Origin of the sequence: Sorangium sp. So ce1014 (assembly GCF_051521505.1) — a bacterium.
Lineage (GTDB): Bacteria > Myxococcota_A > Polyangia > Polyangiales > Polyangiaceae > Sorangium.
The window spans coordinates 1211372-1229787 of the sequence record NZ_CP150356.1 but is presented as its reverse complement, the minus strand read 5'-3'; the positions used below and the strand labels follow the sequence as shown (position 1 = coordinate 1229787).

At 73.0% G+C, this 18416-nt stretch carries 17 protein-coding genes; 14 read left to right on the top strand and 3 right to left on the bottom strand.

Translation table 11 applies throughout. The features are described 5' to 3' along the window. Window positions 1-32 precede the first annotated feature (32 nt). Together WME75_RS04740 and WME75_RS04735 are read left to right on the top strand one after the other, a co-directional pair. Window positions 33-953, top strand: coding sequence for an IS4/Tn5 family transposase DNA-binding protein (locus WME75_RS04740; protein ID WP_437486865.1), 921 nt, complete (start codon window positions 33-35; stop codon window positions 951-953). Then, window positions 954-1502 (top strand): transposase, encoded by a 549-nt coding sequence (locus WME75_RS04735; RefSeq protein WP_437486863.1) that lies wholly within the window; start codon window positions 954-956, stop codon window positions 1500-1502. 270 nt (window positions 1503-1772) lie between these two features. Here WME75_RS04735 and WME75_RS04730 read toward each other — a convergent pair whose 3' ends face one another. Further along, on the bottom strand, window positions 1773-2231 hold the full coding sequence (locus WME75_RS04730) for a VOC family protein (protein ID WP_437486861.1): 459 nt from the start codon (window positions 2229-2231) through the stop codon (window positions 1773-1775). A 479-nt stretch (window positions 2232-2710) separates the two neighbouring features. Between WME75_RS04730 and WME75_RS04725 the strand changes: the two genes are divergently transcribed. Both WME75_RS04725 and WME75_RS04720 read left to right on the top strand, forming a co-directional pair. Beyond that, window positions 2711-2833, top strand: coding sequence for a hypothetical protein (locus WME75_RS04725; protein ID WP_437486859.1), 123 nt, complete (start codon window positions 2711-2713; stop codon window positions 2831-2833). Continuing rightward, window positions 2830-3516, top strand: a complete 687-nt coding sequence (locus WME75_RS04720; RefSeq protein ID WP_437486857.1) for a hypothetical protein — start codon at window positions 2830-2832, stop codon at window positions 3514-3516. Before WME75_RS04725 ends, WME75_RS04720 begins: the two co-directional genes overlap by 4 nt. Window positions 3517-3715: 199 nt before the next feature. Here WME75_RS04720 and trmB read toward each other — a convergent pair whose 3' ends face one another. After that, entirely contained in the window at window positions 3716-4387 is a 672-nt protein-coding gene (trmB, locus tag WME75_RS04715) for a tRNA (guanine(46)-N(7))-methyltransferase TrmB (RefSeq protein ID WP_437486855.1), read from the bottom strand. A gap of 89 nt (window positions 4388-4476) precedes the next feature. On the opposite strand from trmB, the gene WME75_RS04710 reads away from it, so the two are divergent. The 10 genes from WME75_RS04710 to WME75_RS04665 all read left to right on the top strand — a co-directional run bounded on the left by WME75_RS04710 (window position 4477) and on the right by WME75_RS04665 (window position 17397). Then, entirely contained in the window at window positions 4477-6720 is a 2244-nt protein-coding gene (locus WME75_RS04710) for a hypothetical protein (RefSeq protein WP_437486853.1), read from the top strand. A gap of 256 nt (window positions 6721-6976) precedes the next feature. Then, on the top strand, window positions 6977-9316 hold the full coding sequence (locus WME75_RS04705; RefSeq protein WP_437486851.1) for a TonB-dependent receptor plug domain-containing protein: 2340 nt from the start codon (window positions 6977-6979) through the stop codon (window positions 9314-9316). Window positions 9317-9351: 35 nt separating this feature from the next. Beyond that, entirely contained in the window at window positions 9352-9861 is a 510-nt protein-coding gene (locus WME75_RS04700) for a chemotaxis protein CheW (RefSeq protein WP_437486849.1), read from the top strand. After that, complete coding sequence (locus WME75_RS04695) at window positions 9858-10349, top strand: response regulator (protein ID WP_437486848.1); 492 nt, start codon at window positions 9858-9860, stop codon at window positions 10347-10349. Before WME75_RS04700 ends, WME75_RS04695 begins: the two co-directional genes overlap by 4 nt. A gap of 1 nt (window position 10350) precedes the next feature. Beyond that, a complete protein-coding gene (locus WME75_RS04690; protein WP_437486846.1) occupies window positions 10351-10707 on the top strand; it encodes a hypothetical protein in 357 nt (118 codons plus the stop codon). Between the two features lie 80 nt (window positions 10708-10787). Beyond that, window positions 10788-11342, top strand: a complete 555-nt coding sequence (locus WME75_RS04685; RefSeq protein WP_437486844.1) for a YfiR family protein — start codon at window positions 10788-10790, stop codon at window positions 11340-11342. 168 nt (window positions 11343-11510) lie between these two features. Then, window positions 11511-13085 carry a methyl-accepting chemotaxis protein gene (locus tag WME75_RS04680; protein ID WP_437486843.1) on the top strand — a complete coding sequence of 525 codons (1575 nt, stop codon included), beginning with the start codon at window positions 11511-11513 and terminating at the stop codon, window positions 13083-13085. Continuing rightward, window positions 13069-15228, top strand: coding sequence for a response regulator (locus WME75_RS04675; RefSeq protein WP_437486841.1), 2160 nt, complete (start codon window positions 13069-13071; stop codon window positions 15226-15228). The genes WME75_RS04680 and WME75_RS04675 overlap by 17 nt, the downstream gene beginning before the upstream one ends. Beyond that, on the top strand, window positions 15225-16172 hold the full coding sequence (locus WME75_RS04670) for a chemotaxis protein CheB (RefSeq protein ID WP_437486839.1): 948 nt from the start codon (window positions 15225-15227) through the stop codon (window positions 16170-16172). Before WME75_RS04675 ends, WME75_RS04670 begins: the two co-directional genes overlap by 4 nt. Beyond that, window positions 16162-17397, top strand: coding sequence for a CheR family methyltransferase (locus tag WME75_RS04665; RefSeq protein ID WP_437486837.1), 1236 nt, complete (start codon window positions 16162-16164; stop codon window positions 17395-17397). Before WME75_RS04670 ends, WME75_RS04665 begins: the two co-directional genes overlap by 11 nt. Before the next feature lie 48 nt (window positions 17398-17445). On the opposite strand, the gene WME75_RS04660 is transcribed toward WME75_RS04665, so the two are convergent. Further along, window positions 17446-18234, bottom strand: coding sequence for a hypothetical protein (locus WME75_RS04660; RefSeq protein WP_437486835.1), 789 nt, complete (start codon window positions 18232-18234; stop codon window positions 17446-17448). Window positions 18235-18416 lie beyond the last annotated feature (182 nt).

Below are 18416 nucleotides of genomic sequence, written 5' to 3'. Positions count from 1 at the left end.
ATGTGTGCTGGACGGCGTGATCAAAGCTGCGGATGGGTTCACCTGCGGCAGAGCACGCGGCGGCACTCGCCGAGGAGATGAGCGAAGCGCACTTCGGTGATGCGCGGCTTTCGAAGCGCCAGAGCAAGCTGGTGCAGAAGCTGGCGCAGGCGCCGGACAAGAGCTTCCCCTCGCTCTTGTCCGACAGCGAGCTGGAGGCGGCGTACCGCTTCTTCGGCAACGACGCCGTCACGCCCGCGGCGATCCTGGCTCCCCATGTACGCGCCACCCTCGCGCGCATGGAGGCCGAGCCGGTCGTGCTCGCCATCCATGACACCACGACCCTCTCCTTCCGCTCCGACGGCCAGCGACAGGGGCTGGGTCGGCTGCGCTCCTCTGGGCAGACGTTCTTCGCCCACTTCACCCTGGCGGTCAGCGGCGATGGAGCGCGCCGCCCGCTTGGCGTGCTCGATCTGAGCACGCACGTGCGCAACGACGCCACGACGGGCAACGAGCACGACCGCTGGGGAGACCAGGTGGAGCGAGTCGCGGCCCTGGGCTGTGCTCCGCATGCCTTGGTGCACGTCATGGATCGTGAAGGCGACGACTACGGCCTGTTCGCGCAGCTGCTGAGCGCAGGGCATCGGTTCGTGATCCGGCTCGCCCACAATCGCCTCGTGGAGGCTGCCGTCCCCGGAGAGGAGGCCAAGCTCGAGCAGGCGCTCGCACACGTCCGAGCGGTAGCCGTGCGCGAGGTGGAGCTGTCCTTAAGGCCGGCAGGCAACCGCAGCCCTCAGCAGAAGCGCCTGCGTCCCTCGCGCGCCGGACGCTTGGCGAAGCTGGCCCTCGGCAGCACGCGCGTGACTCTCCGACGACCGAGATCCCAGCCGCGCGGGCTGCCGGCGACGCTCTCGCTCCAGGTCGTACGCGTCTGGGAGCTCGATCCACCGCCGGGCGAGGCGCCCGTCGAGTAGGTGCTGCTGACGAGCGAGCCGGTCGAGTCCGATGCGCAGATGGCCCAGTTGGTCGACTGGTACCGCGCCCGCTGGATGGTGGAGGAGTTCTTCAAGGCCCTCAAGACCGGATGCGCCTACGAAGAGCGCCAGATCGAAGACCTGCACGGCTTGCGCAACGTGCTGGCGCTCTTCGCTCCCATCGCTTGGCAGTTGCTGCTGCTGCGCAGCGAGGCCCGGCGCGCTCCAGAGCAGCCGGCGAGCGCCGTGCTCACGCCCACCCAACTCGACGTGCTGCGAGTCTTCGCCCGCAAGCCGCTCCCCGACAACGCCACGGCCCGCGATGCCTTCCTGGCGATCGCCGCGCTCGGCGGACACCTCCGGAGAAACGGCGAGCCCGGCTGGCAGACCTTGGGGCGTGGCTACGAGCAGCTCCTCATCCTTGTCCAGGGCTGGAGCGCCGCGAAGCAGGAGGGGGAAATAGGATCAATCCTGAGCCGTACGTACCTCCAGCGCTCTCGTTCGGCTCACCGAAAATGCCGTGGTACTGCCAGCGGAAGTCTCCTGTGACGATATCACTGCTCGCGGCGGCGAGGCGGTCCTCGGACGCAGAGAGAGCGCGCGCAGCGCGACGGTGAAATGCCGCCTGCGCTGCCTCGAGCGTGCCCTTGCGGTAGAGATCGCGGAGGATCCGGCAGAGCGCAGCTGGTTGGTTCGAGAGGATCTGGATCGTTCCTCGTCCGATGGCGCGATCGAGGCTCGACCCGATCCTCGGTTCCTGGTACTCACGGGTTGTTCTTCTGCCGGGGGGGCGCTCCAGAGGACCCACGCGCAGAGCGTTCACGCGCTCCGCACGCCGAGCTGCGCGAACAGGTCGTCGCGACGCCGCTGGATCTCCTCGGCGGAGAGCGGCTCGATCTGCTGGCTGAGGATCCACAGGTGCCCGGCCGGATCGCGCACCCGGCCCATGCGCTCGCCGCAAAACTCCCCGAGCGGGAAGACGACCTCCGCCCCCGCCACGCAGGCGCGGGCGAAGACGGCGTCGACGTCGTCGACACGGAGCTGGAGGACCACCGGTGAGCCTCCGAGCGACGGCGGCGCGTCGCTGTTCCAGGCGCGGGCCTCCTCGGTGACCGAGAAGAGGGCGTCGCCGATGGCCAGGTCGGCGTGGCTGATCCCCACGCCGTCGGGCAGGACGAAGCGAGCGAGCTCTCTGGCGCCGAACGCTTGCACATAAAAAGCGATGGCCTGCACGGCGCCGCGGGTGATCAGGAGAGGTGTGATGCGGGGGTTGTTCATGGCCCCATGGCTACCGCTGCCCCGCCGGAAGCAGCAGCTGTTTTCGTCCAGTGCGCCGAGGGACGGTCCGGAGACCTGCGCTCCGGCGTCTCGCGACGCGCGACGTCGCTGCCTCAGCGCGACGAGGCGCGCGGCGTCGCGATCGGGGGCGCTGGCCTCTCCTCGGCCAGCGCCTCCTACTCCGCCTGGCGATGCCAAGCTGGCGGATGCGCTGGTATCCGTGGGCACGCAACCAGGGACGAAGTTGGGCCTCGTCCATGATGCCGTGGAGCGAGCGGTGGAAGAGCAACGATTTCGATAGGTTCCGGAGAATCGTTCCTTTTCCAGTGGCCCAGCGCGGGCCCAACGGGCCGCCTCGGACGAGGACGTCGCCCCTCGCCAGCGCGCGCCGCTATGCTGGTCGACGTGCCGACCGCCCCGGAGACCACGCTCGTCGACCTGATCTCGGCATCCCCAGTGGAACCTCGCGCGTGCTCGGGATGCACGGCCTTCTGGAGATCGGGCGCCTGATGCCCTATGCGCTCGCGCAGCGGACCGAGTTCGCGCCCGAGGACCCGATGCGGCTGCTCGTCGCCCGCGAGTTCGGCCGGGGCACGTCATGATCGACGAAGCGAAGATCGAGCGCGAAGGTGGGAGCATCGAGCGTGCGCTCTTCCTCCTGTCGCTCGACTGCGTACGGCCGCACTACGAGAAGATGGGCCTGCGCGTGACGAGCGAGGAAGAATTCCAGGCTACCGTGCGGTCGTGCACGGCCGACCGCGACGGGTCCGTCAACACGCGCGAGGCCCCGTATCGGGTCACCGTCGCCGCGCTCGGGTGCCTGCGCGCGCGCGCCCCGGAGCTCGCGGGCGCGCTGCTCGGCTGGGTGACGTCGGCGCTCGGCGGTGCCGGCTACTGGCTGACATGGATGTTCGTCTTGCGCGTACAGCCGCGCGCAGGGGACCTGTTCGGGCTCGCCGAGGGCGCGCGGGAGGCGCTGTGGTGCGCGTTCGATGCGGCCGAGCGCGCGAGCGAGGACGTGCCGTCCCTCGACCCGGCCGAGCTGTCCGAGTTCGACCACCAGGTCCTCAGCGAGAAGGGGTACCTGGAGGACGAGATCGACCCCATGGACACGGTGCAGGAGCTCGCGGAGGCGCACACGTTAGCGAGGTGCTGGCGCGAGACCGTCGCACCGCTCCTGTCCGAGGACGAGCGTCGAGCCCTCGTCGCAGCAGCCGCCGGGTTCTTGCGTGGCCAGGGGCGTGACGGAGAGGCCGACGTCCTGGTTTCGGGGGCGCGCGGGTGAGCGCCGTCGAGCGGGAGAAAGCAGCTCGTGGAGATCGAGATCGCCAGCGCGACAGGAGGCTTCTTTCGAAAAAGAGATGGCCGCACACGATGGGGTGAAGGACGGCCCGCCACCGCGGTATCCAGCAGGAGAGGGAGACCGGGATGCGAGCGGTCCCCTCCAGTAAAAATTCTCAGGAGAGTACGGTGTCCGAGAGGGCCTATCCCCCGCCCGGCGGCGCCCCGCCCCCGGCTTCGCGCGGCCGCCGGCGGTAGAGCAGGCGGTTCACCGGCAGCCCGTCGGCGATGGCGTGGTGCTCGCGCGGGCTCCTCGCGCCGTAGGGGTTCTCGCCGAGGTGCGGCGAGCCGGGCGCGTCGCCCGCCGGCTCGAACGCCGGGTGCGCGCCGATCTGCTCGGCGTAGAGCACGGCGCGCTCCTCGACGTCGGTCTGGACGAAGAGCTCGCCGCCGTCCACCAGCAGGCGCGCGATGCTGTCGAGCAGCGCCGGGCCCATCACGAGGCGCTTCTCGTGGCGCTTCTTCCACCACGGATCCGGAAAGTGCAGGTAAAACCGCGCGATCGACGCGTCAGGCCGGAGCCGCGCGAGCGCCTCGCGCGCGTCGGCGTTCAGCGCCCGCACGCGGCCGCCCAGCCCGACCTTCCTCAGGCGCTCGTCGACGATCGCCGACCACTTCAGGCGGATCTCCAACCCGAGCAGCCGCGCCTCGGGGCTCGCCGCCGCGCGCTCGAACAGGAAGCCGCCGCGGCCGGGGCCGATCTCGATCTCGACGGGGCCGGTGCCCGGGAGCAGCTCGTCGATGGAAACGTCGTCCCCGTCGGGGAAGCGGGGCGCGTCGGCGTAGGGGTGGTTCGGGCGCGGCTGGAAGACCATGGAGCCCCGGCGCTCTACCAAATGCCGGCCGCGCACGCGCGGGAAATCGCGGCCCTCCGGGCGGGGCGCGGTGGTATTCGTCGGGCCCCATGGCGGCTCCCCAGGCCCCCTCCCCGCTGCGCGCCCTCGCCGCGCGCGCCCTCCCCTACGCGCCCGCGCTCGCCGCGAGCGGCGCGGTCGGCGCGGTGTGCATCCGGGCGGTCCTCGAGCAGGCGGGGCGCCCGGCCCTGCCGCTCGACGATGCGTTCATCCACATGCAGTACGCCCGGCGGCTCGCCGAGGGCGGCTTCTTCAGCTTCGTCGCCGGCGACGGGTACTCGACCGGCGCCACGAGCCTGCTCTGGCCCGTGCTGCTCGCCCCCTTCCACGCGCTCGGCCTGCGGGATCTCTCGCTCGTCTACGCGATCTGGGCGCTCGGGCTCGTGTTCCACGCCGCCCTCGCCGTCGAGACCGCGCGCCTCGCGCGCCCCCTGGCCGGCCCCGCGGCGGCCGCCGGCGCCGGCGCGATGTGCGCCGGGTTCGCGGCGTTCGCCTGGTTCGCCTGGAGCGGCATGGAGACGGTCGCCTTCGCCTGGATCCTCACCCGCACGGCCCGCCTGGCCGCCGCCCTCTGCGAGCCGGATCCGCCGGAGCCCGCCGCGGACAGCGCACAGCCCGCGCCGCCCTCCGCCTCCGCCCAGCCGCCCTCCGCCTCCGCCCAGCCGTCCCCCGCCTCCACCCAGCCGCCCCCCGCCTCCGCCGCTCGCGCCCTCGCGCTCGCCGGCTTCACGGCGCCCCTGCTCCGCCCCGAGGGCGCCCTCGCCTCCCTGATCGCCGCGCTCGCGCTCGCCGTCGTGGCGGCGCGCCGCCCCCCTCCCGCCCCTCCCGCCGCCCCCCTCCCGCCCCCGCCGCCCTCCCCTGGCCGCCGCGCCCCCCGCCTCCTCGACGGGCGCCTCCTCATCCTCGCGCCGCTCCTCGGCCCGCTCGTCGTCCCCGCCTTGAACCAGCTGCTCGCGGGCCACCCGACCTCGTCGACGACCACCGTCAAGTGGCTGCTCGGCAACCCCAACTACGACGGACCGACGCTCCGGGCCGCCATCCTCGAAAACATCCGGCTGCTCGTGACCGACGTGATCGACGGCGGCCAGTGGACCGCCGTCTTCCTCCCCGAAGGCTCCGCCGCCGTCCTCGCCCTCGGCGCTGTCGCGCTCGCCGTGGCGGCGCACCGGCGGGGACGGCCCGTCCACGCCGCGATCGTGGTCGCCCTCGCGCTCGGCGCGCTGCTGCCCTGCACGTACCTGAGCTTCCTCTGGAACCGCGTGCGCTACGTCTGGCCCTTCGCCCCCGCGTGGATCGTCATGGCCGCGTGCCTCGCGCGCGAGCTCGGCGACGCCGCCCAGCGCCTCCGGCCCTCGCTCCACCACGTCACGCCCCTCATCGCCGGCGCGTTCGCCGGCGCCCTGGCCACGCGGCTCCCGTGGGCCATCGACGACCTCGCCAACTCGGCGCGCGCCATCGATCGGCAGCAGGCCTCGCTCGGCCGATGGGCCGCGCTCCACCTGCCCGCGGACGCCAGGATCGGCGTCAACGACACCGGCGCCCTCGCCTACCTCGGCGGCCGCAGCACCTTCGACGTCGTCGGCCTGACGACCGAGGGCGAGGCGCGCTACTGGGTGGCGGGCGCCGGCTCCAGGTTCGAGCACTACGAGACGCTGCCCCCGGAGCGCCGGCCGACGCACTTCATCGTCTACCCGCACTGGATGGCCTGCGCGCCGGTGCTCGGCCGCGAGCTCATCGACGCCACCGTCGAGGATCAGTCCATCCTCGGCGGCACCACGATGGTCGCCTACGAGGCGCGCTGGGACCTCCTCGGCTCCGGGGCGCTGCCGGTGCGGTCCGTGCCCGGCGAGAAGATCCTCGACGAGCTCGACGTCTCGGACCTCGAGTCCGAGTCGGCGCACGCCTACGCGCTCGAGCCGCTCGCCGACCAGCGCAACGTGGCGCTCTCGCTCGCCGCCCCCGAGAGCGACGCGCCTGGAGAGCTCGACCCCACCCGCGCCGAGATCGCCGACGGCGGCCGGTACCACCGGACCGCCGACCGCTTCGTCGCCCACCTCGCCGCGCCCCCCGCCGAGGCGCGCCTCGTGCTCCGGGTCGCCTCGGACGACGGCGCCGAGCTCGCGATCTCCGTGGCAGGCGAGGAGGCCGGGACCGTCGATGTGCCGGCCGGAGCCTGGGTCGAACGCGCGCTCCCCCTCCCCGCCGCGCGCTTCACCGGGCCGACCCCCATCGCGATCACCCTGCGGCGTGGCTCCGGATTCCACGCCTTTCATTACTGGGTCGCCGGACGCTGACACGCCGTTGACGGATCCGCGCGTTCGTGTAGCATCCTGGACGTTCGCACAACATAGCAAGGCAGCGCGCAAACCACGGTAACAGTCGTGGGGGGAAGACCGGGCAGCGCGCGCTCCCTACATCCACGCACCGCCGCGCGCAGCAGATGGCCGGCGGTCCACGCGTACTCCAGAGGACATCGGGCGACCGGCACGCGGGCTCGCCCGAGGACATCCCTGCTCGCGCTGCCCGGCTCTCGAACGATGGGGGGATTCTATGCGAAGGTCGGCTCTGCTCCTCTGCTGCTCGCTCCTCGCTCCGATGGGGGTGACCGGGGCCTCTCGGGCGCAGGAGCCCGCGCGCGGGGCGCCGGCCGGAGGCGATGACGGCGGTGAGGCGCAGTTCCTCTCGCTCGATCTCGAGGAGCTGCTCAACGTGAAGGTCTCCTCGGCCGGCTTCTTCGAGACCGAGAGCAAGTCGTCGACAGGGCAGGCGCGCCTCTACGACGCGCGCACGCTGAAGCTCTATGGCGTCCGCTCGCTCGACGACCTCCTGCAAGCCCACCAGCCCGGCGTCGTGATCGGCGAGCACGATCGCACCTCGCGCCTCATCGGCGTGCGCGGGGTCCTCATCGACAACAACGCCAAGACGCTCGTCATGCACGACGGCGTGAACACGAACATGCGCGCCCATTTCGGCGCCATCGGGAGCACGCTGGCCGTGCCGCTCACCGGGGACATCGAGAAGGTGGAGGTGATCCTCGGCCCCGGCGCCATCGTCCACGGCTCCGGCGCGATCGGCGGCTTCGTCAACGTCCTCAGGCCCACGGGGATCACCCGCCCGGGGCTCTGGGGCAAGGCGTCCTATGCCTCCGGCGACACGCGCACCCTGGAGGCCAGCTATGGCGGCCTGCTCAGCGAGAAGCACAACGCCGATTACTTCCTCTACTTCGGAGTCGCCGACAACGAGGGAGAGAAGCCCGCGGCCCCCCGGCCGGACACGGCGGAGCTCTACGGCAGCGGCTACGCCGGCGTCACGACGTCTCCCTTCCTGCACCACACGCGCGTCGACGCCCTCGGCGAGCCGAGCTACAAAGGCTTTGGCCGCTTCCGCTACGGCTCGGAGCGCAGCCTCGTCAGCGTCGATCTGCGGCTCGACTACGCGCAGACGTCGATCATGAGCAACGTCCCGAACCGGACGACGACCGTCGACCAGATCATCGCCCAGTGGGCCGACAGCAACACAGGCCATGTGCGGCAGCGGAGCCTCGCTGTCACGCCGGAGATCCACGTCCGCCTGTCCGAGGAGCACAAGGTCGAGCTGATCCCGACCTTCTCGACCTTCGAGACCACCCTCGTCCCGGCCGACTGGGTCATCCACGAGGTGGAGAAGGTCTCCGGGCCGGGCTCCGGCGAAGGGGTCGTGTCGACCGGGGGCCTCGGCGAGGAGCACAGCGACGTCAAGCTCGTCTACAAGACCACGGCGATCCCGAGCACCCAGCTCGCCCTCGGCGCCTCGGCGAGCCACAAGCGCTTCGACGGCCACAGGTCCCGATGGGGGCTGATCCACGGCGCCTCCTACGAGTCGCCGGAGAGCTTCTCGTGGACCGAGCTCGCCGCCTTCGCCGAGAGCACCGCCACCCTCCGCGATCTCACGGTCTCCGCAGGCCTGCGCTTCGATCACGCGCGCTTCGGCGAGCTGGTCCTGAGGAACGGCTCCCGCGAGGTCGCGCCGGTGGTCAGCCCCTCCTACCGGGTCGCGGCCGCCTATGCGATCAGCGACACGCAGAACGTCAAGCTGTCCTACCAGAAGGGGTTCCGCTTCCCGGACGCCGCCTACTTCAACTGGCTCGAGCAGTTCAACGCCGCCTTCGAGGACGAGCCGATGGCGCCGCTGCCCGCGCTGAAGCCGGAGTCCTCCCACCTCGTGGAGCTCGACTACCTCGTGGGCCTGCTCGACGAGCGCCTCGTCCTCGACGTCGCCGTCTTCTACGAGCGCTACAGGGACACCCTGGGCTGGGTGTCGTGGGACCTCGTGCGGCCGGACGACTACCAGGAGCACGTGGTCAACAACCCGAGACACCCCTCCAGCGGCGGCTGGTGGGGCAGCTTCGCGAACAGCACAACCGACGTCCACGCCCTCGGCGGCGAGCTCGGCGTGCTCGGCGAGCTCGGCGGCGGGTTCGCAGGGGACGTGTGGTACAGCGTGACGAGGCCGTTCGGCGCGCAGAGCCCCATCCACATCCTGACCAGCTGGGACGCCGAGGCCTGGGCCAACTACCCCATCCACCTCGTCAAAGGTCACCTGAGCTACAGCGCCAGCCGGTTCACGGCGGGCCTCGCGGCGACCTTCCGGACTGGCATGAACAGCCACGGCACCCGGGACGCGCCCGCCCCCGACACGGACGACCTGACGCCGAGAGACAGGCTGTACGCGCGCTCGGCGTTCAACCTCGACGCGGCGGTCTCCTTCTCGCCGCTGGAGCACGTCTGGGTCTCGGTGTTCGGCAAGAACCTCACCTTCAACAATGTTCCTCCTCCGACCTACGGCGCCCACCGGTTGATCCTCGCCACCGGCCGCCCCTACGTCGGCGCCTCGGTCGAGGTCGCTCACTGACGCCGCCTCGCCCTTGTGATAATCCGGAGAACACCTTGTCCGAAGCGCTCAATCAGGTTCACGAGCTGCTCGACCTGCGCGACGACGCCCCGGACAAGGGGCCGCGCGAGAGGGCTGTCCTCGACCTCCTGCTCTTCGAGCTCGGCGCGGTGACCTTCGCCCTGAGGGCGCAGCAGGTCGAAGAGGTGATCGCGTGGCGCACGCCCCTGCCGCTGCCGCGCACCGATCCGCGGGTGATGGGCATCCTCCAGGACCGGGGGAGGATCATCGTGATCATGTCGGCCCCGCTCGCCGAGCCGGCGGCCGCGCCGCTCCGCATCGTCGTCTGCCGCACACAGCGCGGCTACCTGGGTTTGCCCGCGGGCAAGACGCGGTGTGTGGCCGCGGTCAAGGTGTTCGGCGAGCTCGTGCCGAAAGCTGTGGTCGACACGAGCGAGGGGGTAGTAACCTTCCTGGACGTGGTCCATCTGCTCGACGCTTCCGAGGCCGCGCCGCAGCCGTCCGTCGCGCCGCGCGGCGATCCGGCCGCCGGGTCGAGTCGATGAGCGAGCCGAGCTCCCGGTCGCCTCTGCCGAAGTCCAGGCCGCCGAGCGATCCGGTCGATGAGGCGGGGACCTCGGTGAGCTCGTCCTCGCCGCCGAGGTCGCCGTCGAGCGTGCCGTCGAACCCGCCCGTGCTCGTCATCGACGACAGCGAGATCGCCCGAGAAGAGGTGTGCCGCGTGCTGGGCGCGGCCGGCTTCCAGGTGATCGCGCTCCCCTCCCCCATCGGGGCGACGCAGGCCATCGTGCGGCACCAGGCGCGCGTCGTCGTCCTCGACGTCTTCATGCCCACCATCCGCGGGGACCGGCTGCTCACCCTATTCCGGAAGAACCAGCGGCTCGGGCACCTCAGCGTCATCCTGATGTCCGGGCACTCCGAGAAGGAGCTCGAGCAGCTGCAAATGGAGGTCCAGGCGGACGCGGTCCTCTCGAAGAATCACCTCGATCGCCTGCCGGCCCTCGTCCGGCGGCTCGCCGGCAAGGAGCGCTGACGTGGGGGCCGTGGTCGCCATGCTGCACGCCGGGCTGCGATGCGCGTTTCCAGCGCAGCAGGTGCTCCTCGCCGAGGGCGGCCCCGCGCCCGAGCGCGGCGCCTGTCTCTGGGGGAACGCTGGCCCGCATCGCGCGGCGCCCGAGCCGGCGACGCGGAGCGTGCGCCTGTCGACCCGCGGCGGCGCCCTGGCGATCCCCTGCGCGTTCCCCAGGCTCGTGGAGGTCGACCGGGAGCACGTGTGGCCGCTGCCGGAGCTCCTCGCGGAGCTCCTGGCCCTGCCCCACGTCGTCGGGCTCGCCGAGATCGACGGCGCGCTGCACTGGGTGATCGACGCCCGCCGCCTCCCCCACGCCTGATGCGGCGCCCATCGAGGACCCGTCCGAGGTCGTTCAAGGCTGACCAGAGAAACATGGTGTCTCCGAGCTCTTCGATTCGAATGCTGATGGCCCTCCTGCTCGTCACCACCGCGAGCGCCGAGGGCCGCTCCGCCGCGTCCGTCCCGTACGAGCTGCGGGGCGCCATCCTCCTGCGCTCGATCGGCTACGAGCGCGGGTTCGCGAGCCGGAAGGGCCCGGCCGTGCTCGCCGTCGTCGGCGGGGAGTCGGGCGAGAGCGCGGAGGACGCGAACGCGATGGCGGCCGTGCTCTCGAAGCTGGCCGCGAAGACGACCGTGGCCAGCCGGCCGGCGAGCGTCCTGCGCGTGACGTACAGCGGAAAGGCCCAGCTGCAGGAGGCGCTGCGCGCCGGCGGCGCCGAGGTGGTCTATGTGGCGCGCGGGCTGGCCGCGGCCATCCCCGACGTCCCGTCCCGCGAGGGCGCCGTGGTCCGCATCGTCGTGTGCGGCGACGGCGACGACACGAAGCGCGGCTGCGCCGTGGCCGTGGGGCTGGCCGGCGCCAAGCCCGAGCTCCTGCTGAACGTGAAGCACGCCAACGCCATCGGCCTCCGCTTCGACCCGCAGTTCCTCCGGCTCGCCCGCATCGTCGACTGACGCCCTCGCGACGTCGGCCGCCCGACACGGCGCGTCCGTCTCTCTCACGATTCACGATTCACGATTCACGATTCACGATTCACCATTCACGACTCGCGGTTCACGACTCACGGTTCACGACTCACGATCTCTCCTTCAGCGTCCGTCACCGTTCCTCCCTCAGCCGCCATGTTCAACTTTCGCTCCATCCGCTGGAAGATCGCCGCCCTCGTCGCGTCGGTGGCCATCGTGCTGTCGGCGCTCGATCTGTGGTTGATCCCCGATCGCACGGCGCGGGCGAGCGAGGCCGAGCTGCGCGAGCGCGCCGGGATCCTCGCCACGATGCTGAAGGAGCCCATCGGCGTGGCCATGGACCTCGAGCAGCCGCCGGAGACCTTCCCGGACACCCTGCGGACCGCGATGACGGATCCCCTTGTGAGCTGGGTGTCCGTCTACGACGCCAAGGGGGAGCGCATCGCCGCGATCGGCGCGGTGCAGGCGCCCGAGAGCGCGCAGGGCGCGCAGGGCGAGGGCGACGCCAGCGTCGTCGTCAGCGAGGCCCCGATCCGCTCGCGGAACGGCGATCGCCAGCTCGGCACGCTCGCCGTGGGGCTGCGCAGCGACCGGATCGCCCAGCGCCGCGCCGACTCGCGCCGGACCATCGCCCTCCAGTCGGCGGGGATCATGCTGCTCGGCCTGGGCCTGGCGTGGGTCATCTCGGCGCGCATGACGCGCTCGATGGCCCACATCAAGGAGGCGGCGGACCGCATCGCCCGCGGCGACGTCTCGGCGCGGCTGTCGCTCAGGATCTCCGACGACGAGCTCGGCGACATGGCCAGCGCGTTCGAGCGGATGAACACCCAGCTGCGCGAGCTCCAGGAGACGGCGGCGCGGGTCGCGGGCGGCGATTTCACCTGCAAGATCACCGGCGACGGGGAGCTGTTCGCCGCGTTCCGGGCCATGGTGACGAGCCTCCAGGAGCTCGCCACGCGCATCGGCAACACCTCGTCGGAGGTCGCCTCGGCCGCCGCCGGGATGTTCTCGTCGGTGCGCGAGCAGGAGACGACCGCCAACCAGCAGAACGCGGCGCTCGAGGAGATCCGGAGGACCGTGGAGGCCCTGACCGGCAGCGCGGATCACATCGCGAAGGACGCCACGACCGTGCACGAGATGGCGCAGCGGAGCCTCGTCAGCGTCCAGCACACCGCGGAGCAGACGCGCCTCGTCAGCTCCCACTCGGACCGCATCGGCGAGATCCTGTCGCTGATCCAGAGCATCGCCGACAAGTCGGACCTGCTCGCGCTGAACGCCGCGCTCGAGGGCACGAAGGCCGGCGAGGTGGGGCGCGGCTTCTCGCTCGTGGCCGCCGAGATGCGCCGGCTGTCCGAGCACGTGATGGACTCGGTCCGCGATATCCGCAAGCTTGTGGCAGACATGCACGCGGCCTCCCACGCGTCGGTGCTCGCGACCGAGGACGGCATCAAGCTGGCCCGCGACACGGCCGCGGCCGCCGCGAAGATCTCGGACGCGGTGGACCACCAGCGCGAGGGGACGGCGCAGGTGAAGACGGCGATCGTCGATATCGTCGGGGCGGTGAACGACACGCTGACGAGCAGCGCGGACGCGACGCGCTCGGCCGAGTCGCTGCTCCAGCTGTCGCACGCGCTCAAGGCGACGGCGCGGGCCTTCCGGGTCAAGGCGGCCGGGGCGAAGCGCGAGAAGCCGGCCATCGCGGAGGCGGACGCGGATGAGGAGCCGGGCTGACCTCGTCGCCACGTTCCACCGGGCCATGCCGGACCGCGTGGCCCAGGCGACGGACCTATGGCTCGGCTACGAGCAGGGCCAGAGCGGCAACCTCCCCGTCCTGCGCCGGCTCCTGCACACGCTGAAGGGCGAGGCGCACATGCTGGAGCTCGCCGCGTGCGGCGACCTCGCCGAGCTGACCGAGACCGTCATCGACGCGGTGCGGGGCGGCGGGCGCCCCACGCAGCTCATCGGCGACAGCGTCCTCGGCGCGCTGGAGGCGCTCGGGCTCCTGTCGGCGAGCGTCGGCGAGGAGGCCGCGCCGGACCTCGACGTCGTGAAGCAGACGCTCCGCGCGGCGCACGCGGAGCTCACGAGCGGCCGCTCGCCCGCCGGGGAGCCCGCGCCGCCGCCCGCCCGCGCGGCCGAGAGCGCCCTGCCGCCGCGGCTGGACCCGGCCGCGCCGCCGGACCCGGCCGCCCCGCCCGCGGTCCTCGACGCGGAGGCGGTGGGGGCGCGCGTGCACGAGCTGCAGCGGCTCCACGGCGAGCGGGAGGTCCTCCAGCGGAGGCTCCGCGAGGCCCAGCGCATGCTCCGCGCGCTGCTCGTGGAGATCGATCCGCGGGGGGGGACGGACCGCGTCGCCGAGCGCATCACGAAGACGCTCGGCTACGGCGCGGAGATCGAGCGCCTGCTCGGCGCCGTGCGGGCGGACTGGTCGAGCAACGAGTTCGCGTCCGGGCGCGCGCTCGGCGAGCTCGACGAGGTGGTCCGCGCGGCGTCGGTGGTGCGCACCGAGCGCCTCTTGAACCAGGTCTCGCTCGCCGCCCGGAGCGCGGCGCGCATGCTGGGCAAGGACGTCGAGGCGCGGGTCGAGGGGACGGGGCTCCTCGACGCGGCGGTGGAGCGCCGCCTCGAGCCGGTGCTCCTGCACCTCGTGCGCAACGCCGTCGATCACGGCATCGAGCCGGCGGACGTCCGCGCGCGCCGCGGCAAGCCCGCGCGCGGGACGGTGGCGGTGACCGTGGTCCAGACCGACGCCGCCGTGCGGGTCGAGGTGAAGGACGACGGCGGCGGGGTCGACTTCGCGCGCCTGCGCGAGGTGCTCGCGGAGGCGGTCCCGGGTGCCGCGTCCCTCGACGACACCGCGCTGATCCCGTACCTGTTCGCGCACGGGCTCACGACGAGCCGCAGCGTCGGCGCGATCTCGGGCCGGGGCGTCGGGCTCGACGTCGTGGCGCGGGAGATCGGCGCGCTGGGCGGGCAGGTCCGGGTCGACTCGAGGCCCGGGCTCGGGACGACGATCCTGCTCGTGGTGCCGAAGAACCTCCACGGCGAGGAGGTGGTCCCCGTCTCCTGCGGGCGGTTCCGGTGCGCCGTGCCGACGCACGCCGTGCACTCGGTGATGCTGCTCGACGAGCTGCTGCACACCTCGGACGGGCCGCGCGTGCGCCTGACCAGCGGCCCGAGCGCGGAGCTCGTGCCGCTCTACGCGCTCGGGGCGGTGCTCGGCGACGGGGGCCAGCCCGAGCCGGGGGACGCGGCGCTCGTGCTGCACCACGCCGCGGGCCTGTTCGCGGTGAGCGTGGACGGCTACGAGAACCCGCGGCTCTGCGCCCTCGTGCGGTCGGAGGAGCTGCCGTGGAGCTCGCCGCTCGTGCGCGGCGTGGCGCCGACGGCGGACGGCGAGGCGATGCTGCTCCTCGACGTCGAGCGGGTGTTCGCGTGCGCGCGGCAGGCGCCCCGGGAGGCGCCCTTCCCCGCCGCCCCCGAGTCGAAGCGCGAGCCGCTCGCGCTCGTCGTGGAGGACGCCCCTGTCGCGCGGGAGCTGCTCTGCGGCATCCTGCGGGCGCTCGGCCTGCGCGTGGAGGAGGCGAGCGACGGGCGGGAGGGGCTCGCGCGGGCGCGGGCGACGCCGCCGGACGTGGTGCTGACCGACCTCGAGATGCCGTACATGAACGGCCTCGAGATGGTGGCGGAGCTCCGGCGCACGCCCGCGCTCGCCCGGGTGCCTGTCGTGGTGCTGACCACGCAGACGACCGCGACGCACGCGCAGAACCTCGCCGCGCTGCGCGGGCTCGGCGTGCGCGCGGTGCTGTCGAAGCAGCGGTTCGTCGAGGAGGAGCTGCGCCGGATCATCGCGGAGAGCCTCGGGGGCGCGTGAGCACGCGCGTCGTGATCGCTGACGACTCGGACATCGCCGCGGCCCTGCTCGAGGCGATCCTGGAGGAGGACGCGGCGATCCGCGTGGTGGGCCGGGCGCGGACCGGGGCCGAGCTCCTGTCCTTGCCGGCGGTCGCGATCGCCGACGTGGTGCTCGTGGATCTGCTCATGCCCGAGCTCGACGGCCTGTCCGTGATCCGGACCCTCGCCGCCCGCGCCGGCGTGATCGTGGTCAGCTCGCTCCCGCGCGGCTCGGCGGTGGTCCGCGAGGCGCTGGCGCGGGGCGCCGGCGCCACCGTCGAGAAGCGCGAGCTCTCGGGCGCCCCGGCCCGGGCGCGGCTGCGCGCCGAGGTGCTGCGCGCGGCCCGGCGGCCGGCGGCGGCGCGGGGCGGGCGGGTGATCCTCGTCGCGGGCTCGACCGGGGCGATCCCCGCGCTGGAGGCGCTCGCGCGGGGGCTCGGGCCGCTCGATGTGCCGGTGCTGATCGTGCAGCACCTGCCGGATCGGCGGGAGCGGGACCTCTCGCGGGCGCTCCGCGGGCTGGGCGCGCGGGCGCGGCCGGCGCGGGCCGGGGACGCGCTCTCGCCGGGGTTCCTGCTCGCGCCGTCGGGGTTTCACATGGCCATCGACGCGCGCGAGCGGATCCAGCTGACGGGCGATCTGCCCGTGAGCGGTCACAGGCCCTCGGCGGAGGTCCTGTTCGCGTCGGCGGTGCCGCTCGCCCGGCGGGTCGCCGCGCTCGTGCTGTCGGGCCTCGGCGACGACGGCGTCCGCGCGCTGCCGGGGCTCTCGGACGGCGGGGGCCTCTGCTTCGCGCAGGAGCCCTCGGAGTGCAGCGCGCCGGGCATGCCGCGGGCGGCGCTGCGCTCGTCGCCGCGCGTGCGGCCGATCCGCGTCGTGGATTTCGTCGCGCTCGCGCGGAGGTGGGTGCTCGGTGAGGGATGATCGCTCGCTGGAGCGCGCCCTCGCGCGCGTCCTGTCGCCCCGGCTGGGCCACGTGCCCTCGCGGTGGCCCGAGACGCTCTATCTGCACGTCCGGGAGCGCGCGCAGCGGGCCGGGCAGGGCGAGGCGGAGTACGTCGAGCGCGTGGGCCAGGCCGGGGAGGCGGCCCTGCTCGCGATGCTGATCGACGCCGCGACGATCGGGCACACGGCGGCTTACCGGCACCCGGAGCAGTTCGACCGCCTGCAGCGCGCGCTGGCCGGCCTCGCGGGGAGGCGGCCGGGCCCGCTGCGCATCTGGTGCGCGGGCTGCTCGACGGGCGAGGAGGCGTACAGCGCCGCCCAGAGCGCGCAGGCGGCGGGGGTGGACGCGGCGGTGCTGGGCACCGACGTCAACCCGGTCGCGATCGCGGTGGCGCGAAGCGGCCTCTTGCCGCAGCGGCGGTCGGTGGGCGCGCCCTTGCCGGCGGCGTGGGCCGAGCGGGTGCCGGAGGCGCTGCGGCGGCGCGTGCGCTTCGAGGTGGCGTCGCTGATCGACGCGCAGCCGGCGCTCGGGGCGGGGCCGTTCGACGTCATCTTCTGCCGCAACGTCCTCATCTATTTCGATCGGGAGCAGGTGCCGCGCCTGCTTGGCCGTCTCGCCGCGGAGCTCGTTCCCGGCGGCCACGTCATCCTCTCGCCGGCGGAGGGCATCTTGCCGCTGCCCCCGGAGCTCCGGCGGGGTCCTGCGCCGGGCTGGCTGCGGCTGCCGGAGGGCGACGGCGACGACGGGCCGGAGCCGGCGAGCCCGAGGGCGCCCGTCGCGCAGGTCGAGGCGGAGAGCGGGCCGGCCTCGGCGCGGGGGGGCGCGACGGCCGGCGGCGTCGCGGCTGTCGCGCAGCCGCCCGGCGCCGCGGCCGCGCAGGCCCCCGCCGGCGCCTCGGTCGCGCAGGCCGGCGCCTCGGTCGCGCAGGATCGACGCGCGGAGGCGGCGGCCAGGCTGCTGAGCGCCGGGCGCGCCGCCGAGGCCGAGCAGGTGCTGTCGGCGCTGCTCAACGCGGATCCGGAGCACCTGGAGGGGTGGTTCTTGCTCGGGGAGGCGCTGCTGGCGCGGGGCGAGCGGGCGCAGGCGCGGGCGGCGTTTCAGCGGGTGCTCCGCTGCTCGGCCGCCGGCACCCGCAACGTCGACGCGGACGCGCTGCGGCGCGCGGCGGTGCGGCGGGCGGAGGCGCTGCGCGACCCTCGCTGAATCGCTGACGAGGCGGGAGACGTTGCGCGCCGGGCCCCCCGGCGGCCGTCACTTCGCGTCGCGCGGCCCGCCCGGCAGCGCGATGGAGATCTCGACCCGCTCCGCGGGCAGCTTTGTCTCTCCGAGCGCGGCGCCGGCGGGGTCGTGCTCGGCGTGACCGACCGCGGACAGCCGGGCTCCCGGCACCGCGCACGCCTCCTGGAGCGCCTGCGCGACGCTGGCCGCCCGGGCCGCGGAGAGCGCCCACGGCGTCGGATAGTCGCGCTGCAGGACGGGCGCCACGAGGTCCGGAGGACCGCTGACCGCGCCGACGCGGATCGGCGCCGGGCCGACCGCCGCGACGGTGCTCGCGACTTGGCACAAGAGGGCTCGGCCCTGCGGGCTCACGTCGACTTTGTACGGAAGGAACACCGCGGTCTCCGGGAGCACGACGAACGCCTGTCCGTCTGCGACGGCGAGCGCCGCGACCCCCTTCTTGATGTGCTTGTCGAGCTTCGCTGCGAGCTCGGTCTTGAGCTGCTCGACCCGTTCCAGGCCCGATTTCTTCGCGGCCTCGGTCTGCTGCCGCTCCGCTTCGAGCTTCTCGACCTGCGCCGTCTTTGCCTGGAGCTCTCCGCGCACCTGGCTCAGCGTCTGTTCGAGGTCTTTGCCCTTCTCGTTCGACTTTCGCTGCTCCTCGAGCAGGAGCACGTGAGCGCGGCGAAGCGGAACGTAATATGCCGCCACGAACGTCGCGCTCGCGACGAGGAGGAGCGCCGGCACAAGCCGGATCCAGCGTCGGAAGCCGGAGGCTCCAGCGCTGTTGCTGGCCGCGACCGCCTCATTCGCTGTGCTCATGAATGTCTCCATGCTCCGCCCCCATCGGCGGCGAGAATACCGACATGGCGAGGATCCTGCCAGCGCCACGGGGCGCACCTCATTCATTGCAAAAATCCGCACCGTCTCGAAAGCGCTCCGTGCCTCATGTCGGTGTGTACAGGTGCGCTCGTGCCGTGGCATCCTCGTGCGCGCAAGGGAGG

Bases quoted from the DNA above. Each gene is read 5' to 3' on its own strand.
- WME75_RS04740 (WP_437486865.1), top strand. From the start codon at position 33: ATGGGTTCACCTGCGGCAGAGCACGCGGCGGCACTCGCCGAGGAGATG.
- WME75_RS04730 (WP_437486861.1), bottom strand. From the start codon at position 2,231: ATGAACAACCCCCGCATCACACCTCTCCTGATCACCCGCGGCGCCGTG.
- WME75_RS04725 (WP_437486859.1), top strand. From the start codon at position 2,711: ATGCACGGCCTTCTGGAGATCGGGCGCCTGATGCCCTATGCGCTCGCG.
- WME75_RS04720 (WP_437486857.1), top strand. From the start codon at position 2,830: ATGATCGACGAAGCGAAGATCGAGCGCGAAGGTGGGAGCATCGAGCGT.
- trmB (WP_437486855.1), bottom strand. From the start codon at position 4,387: ATGGTCTTCCAGCCGCGCCCGAACCACCCCTACGCCGACGCGCCCCGC.
- WME75_RS04710 (WP_437486853.1), top strand. From the start codon at position 4,477: ATGGCGGCTCCCCAGGCCCCCTCCCCGCTGCGCGCCCTCGCCGCGCGC.
- WME75_RS04705 (WP_437486851.1), top strand. From the start codon at position 6,977: ATGCGAAGGTCGGCTCTGCTCCTCTGCTGCTCGCTCCTCGCTCCGATG.
- WME75_RS04695 (WP_437486848.1), top strand. From the start codon at position 9,858: ATGAGCGAGCCGAGCTCCCGGTCGCCTCTGCCGAAGTCCAGGCCGCCG.
- WME75_RS04685 (WP_437486844.1), top strand. From the start codon at position 10,788: ATGCTGATGGCCCTCCTGCTCGTCACCACCGCGAGCGCCGAGGGCCGC.
- WME75_RS04680 (WP_437486843.1), top strand. From the start codon at position 11,511: ATGTTCAACTTTCGCTCCATCCGCTGGAAGATCGCCGCCCTCGTCGCG.
- WME75_RS04675 (WP_437486841.1), top strand. From the start codon at position 13,069: ATGAGGAGCCGGGCTGACCTCGTCGCCACGTTCCACCGGGCCATGCCG.
- WME75_RS04660 (WP_437486835.1), bottom strand. From the start codon at position 18,234: ATGAGCACAGCGAATGAGGCGGTCGCGGCCAGCAACAGCGCTGGAGCC.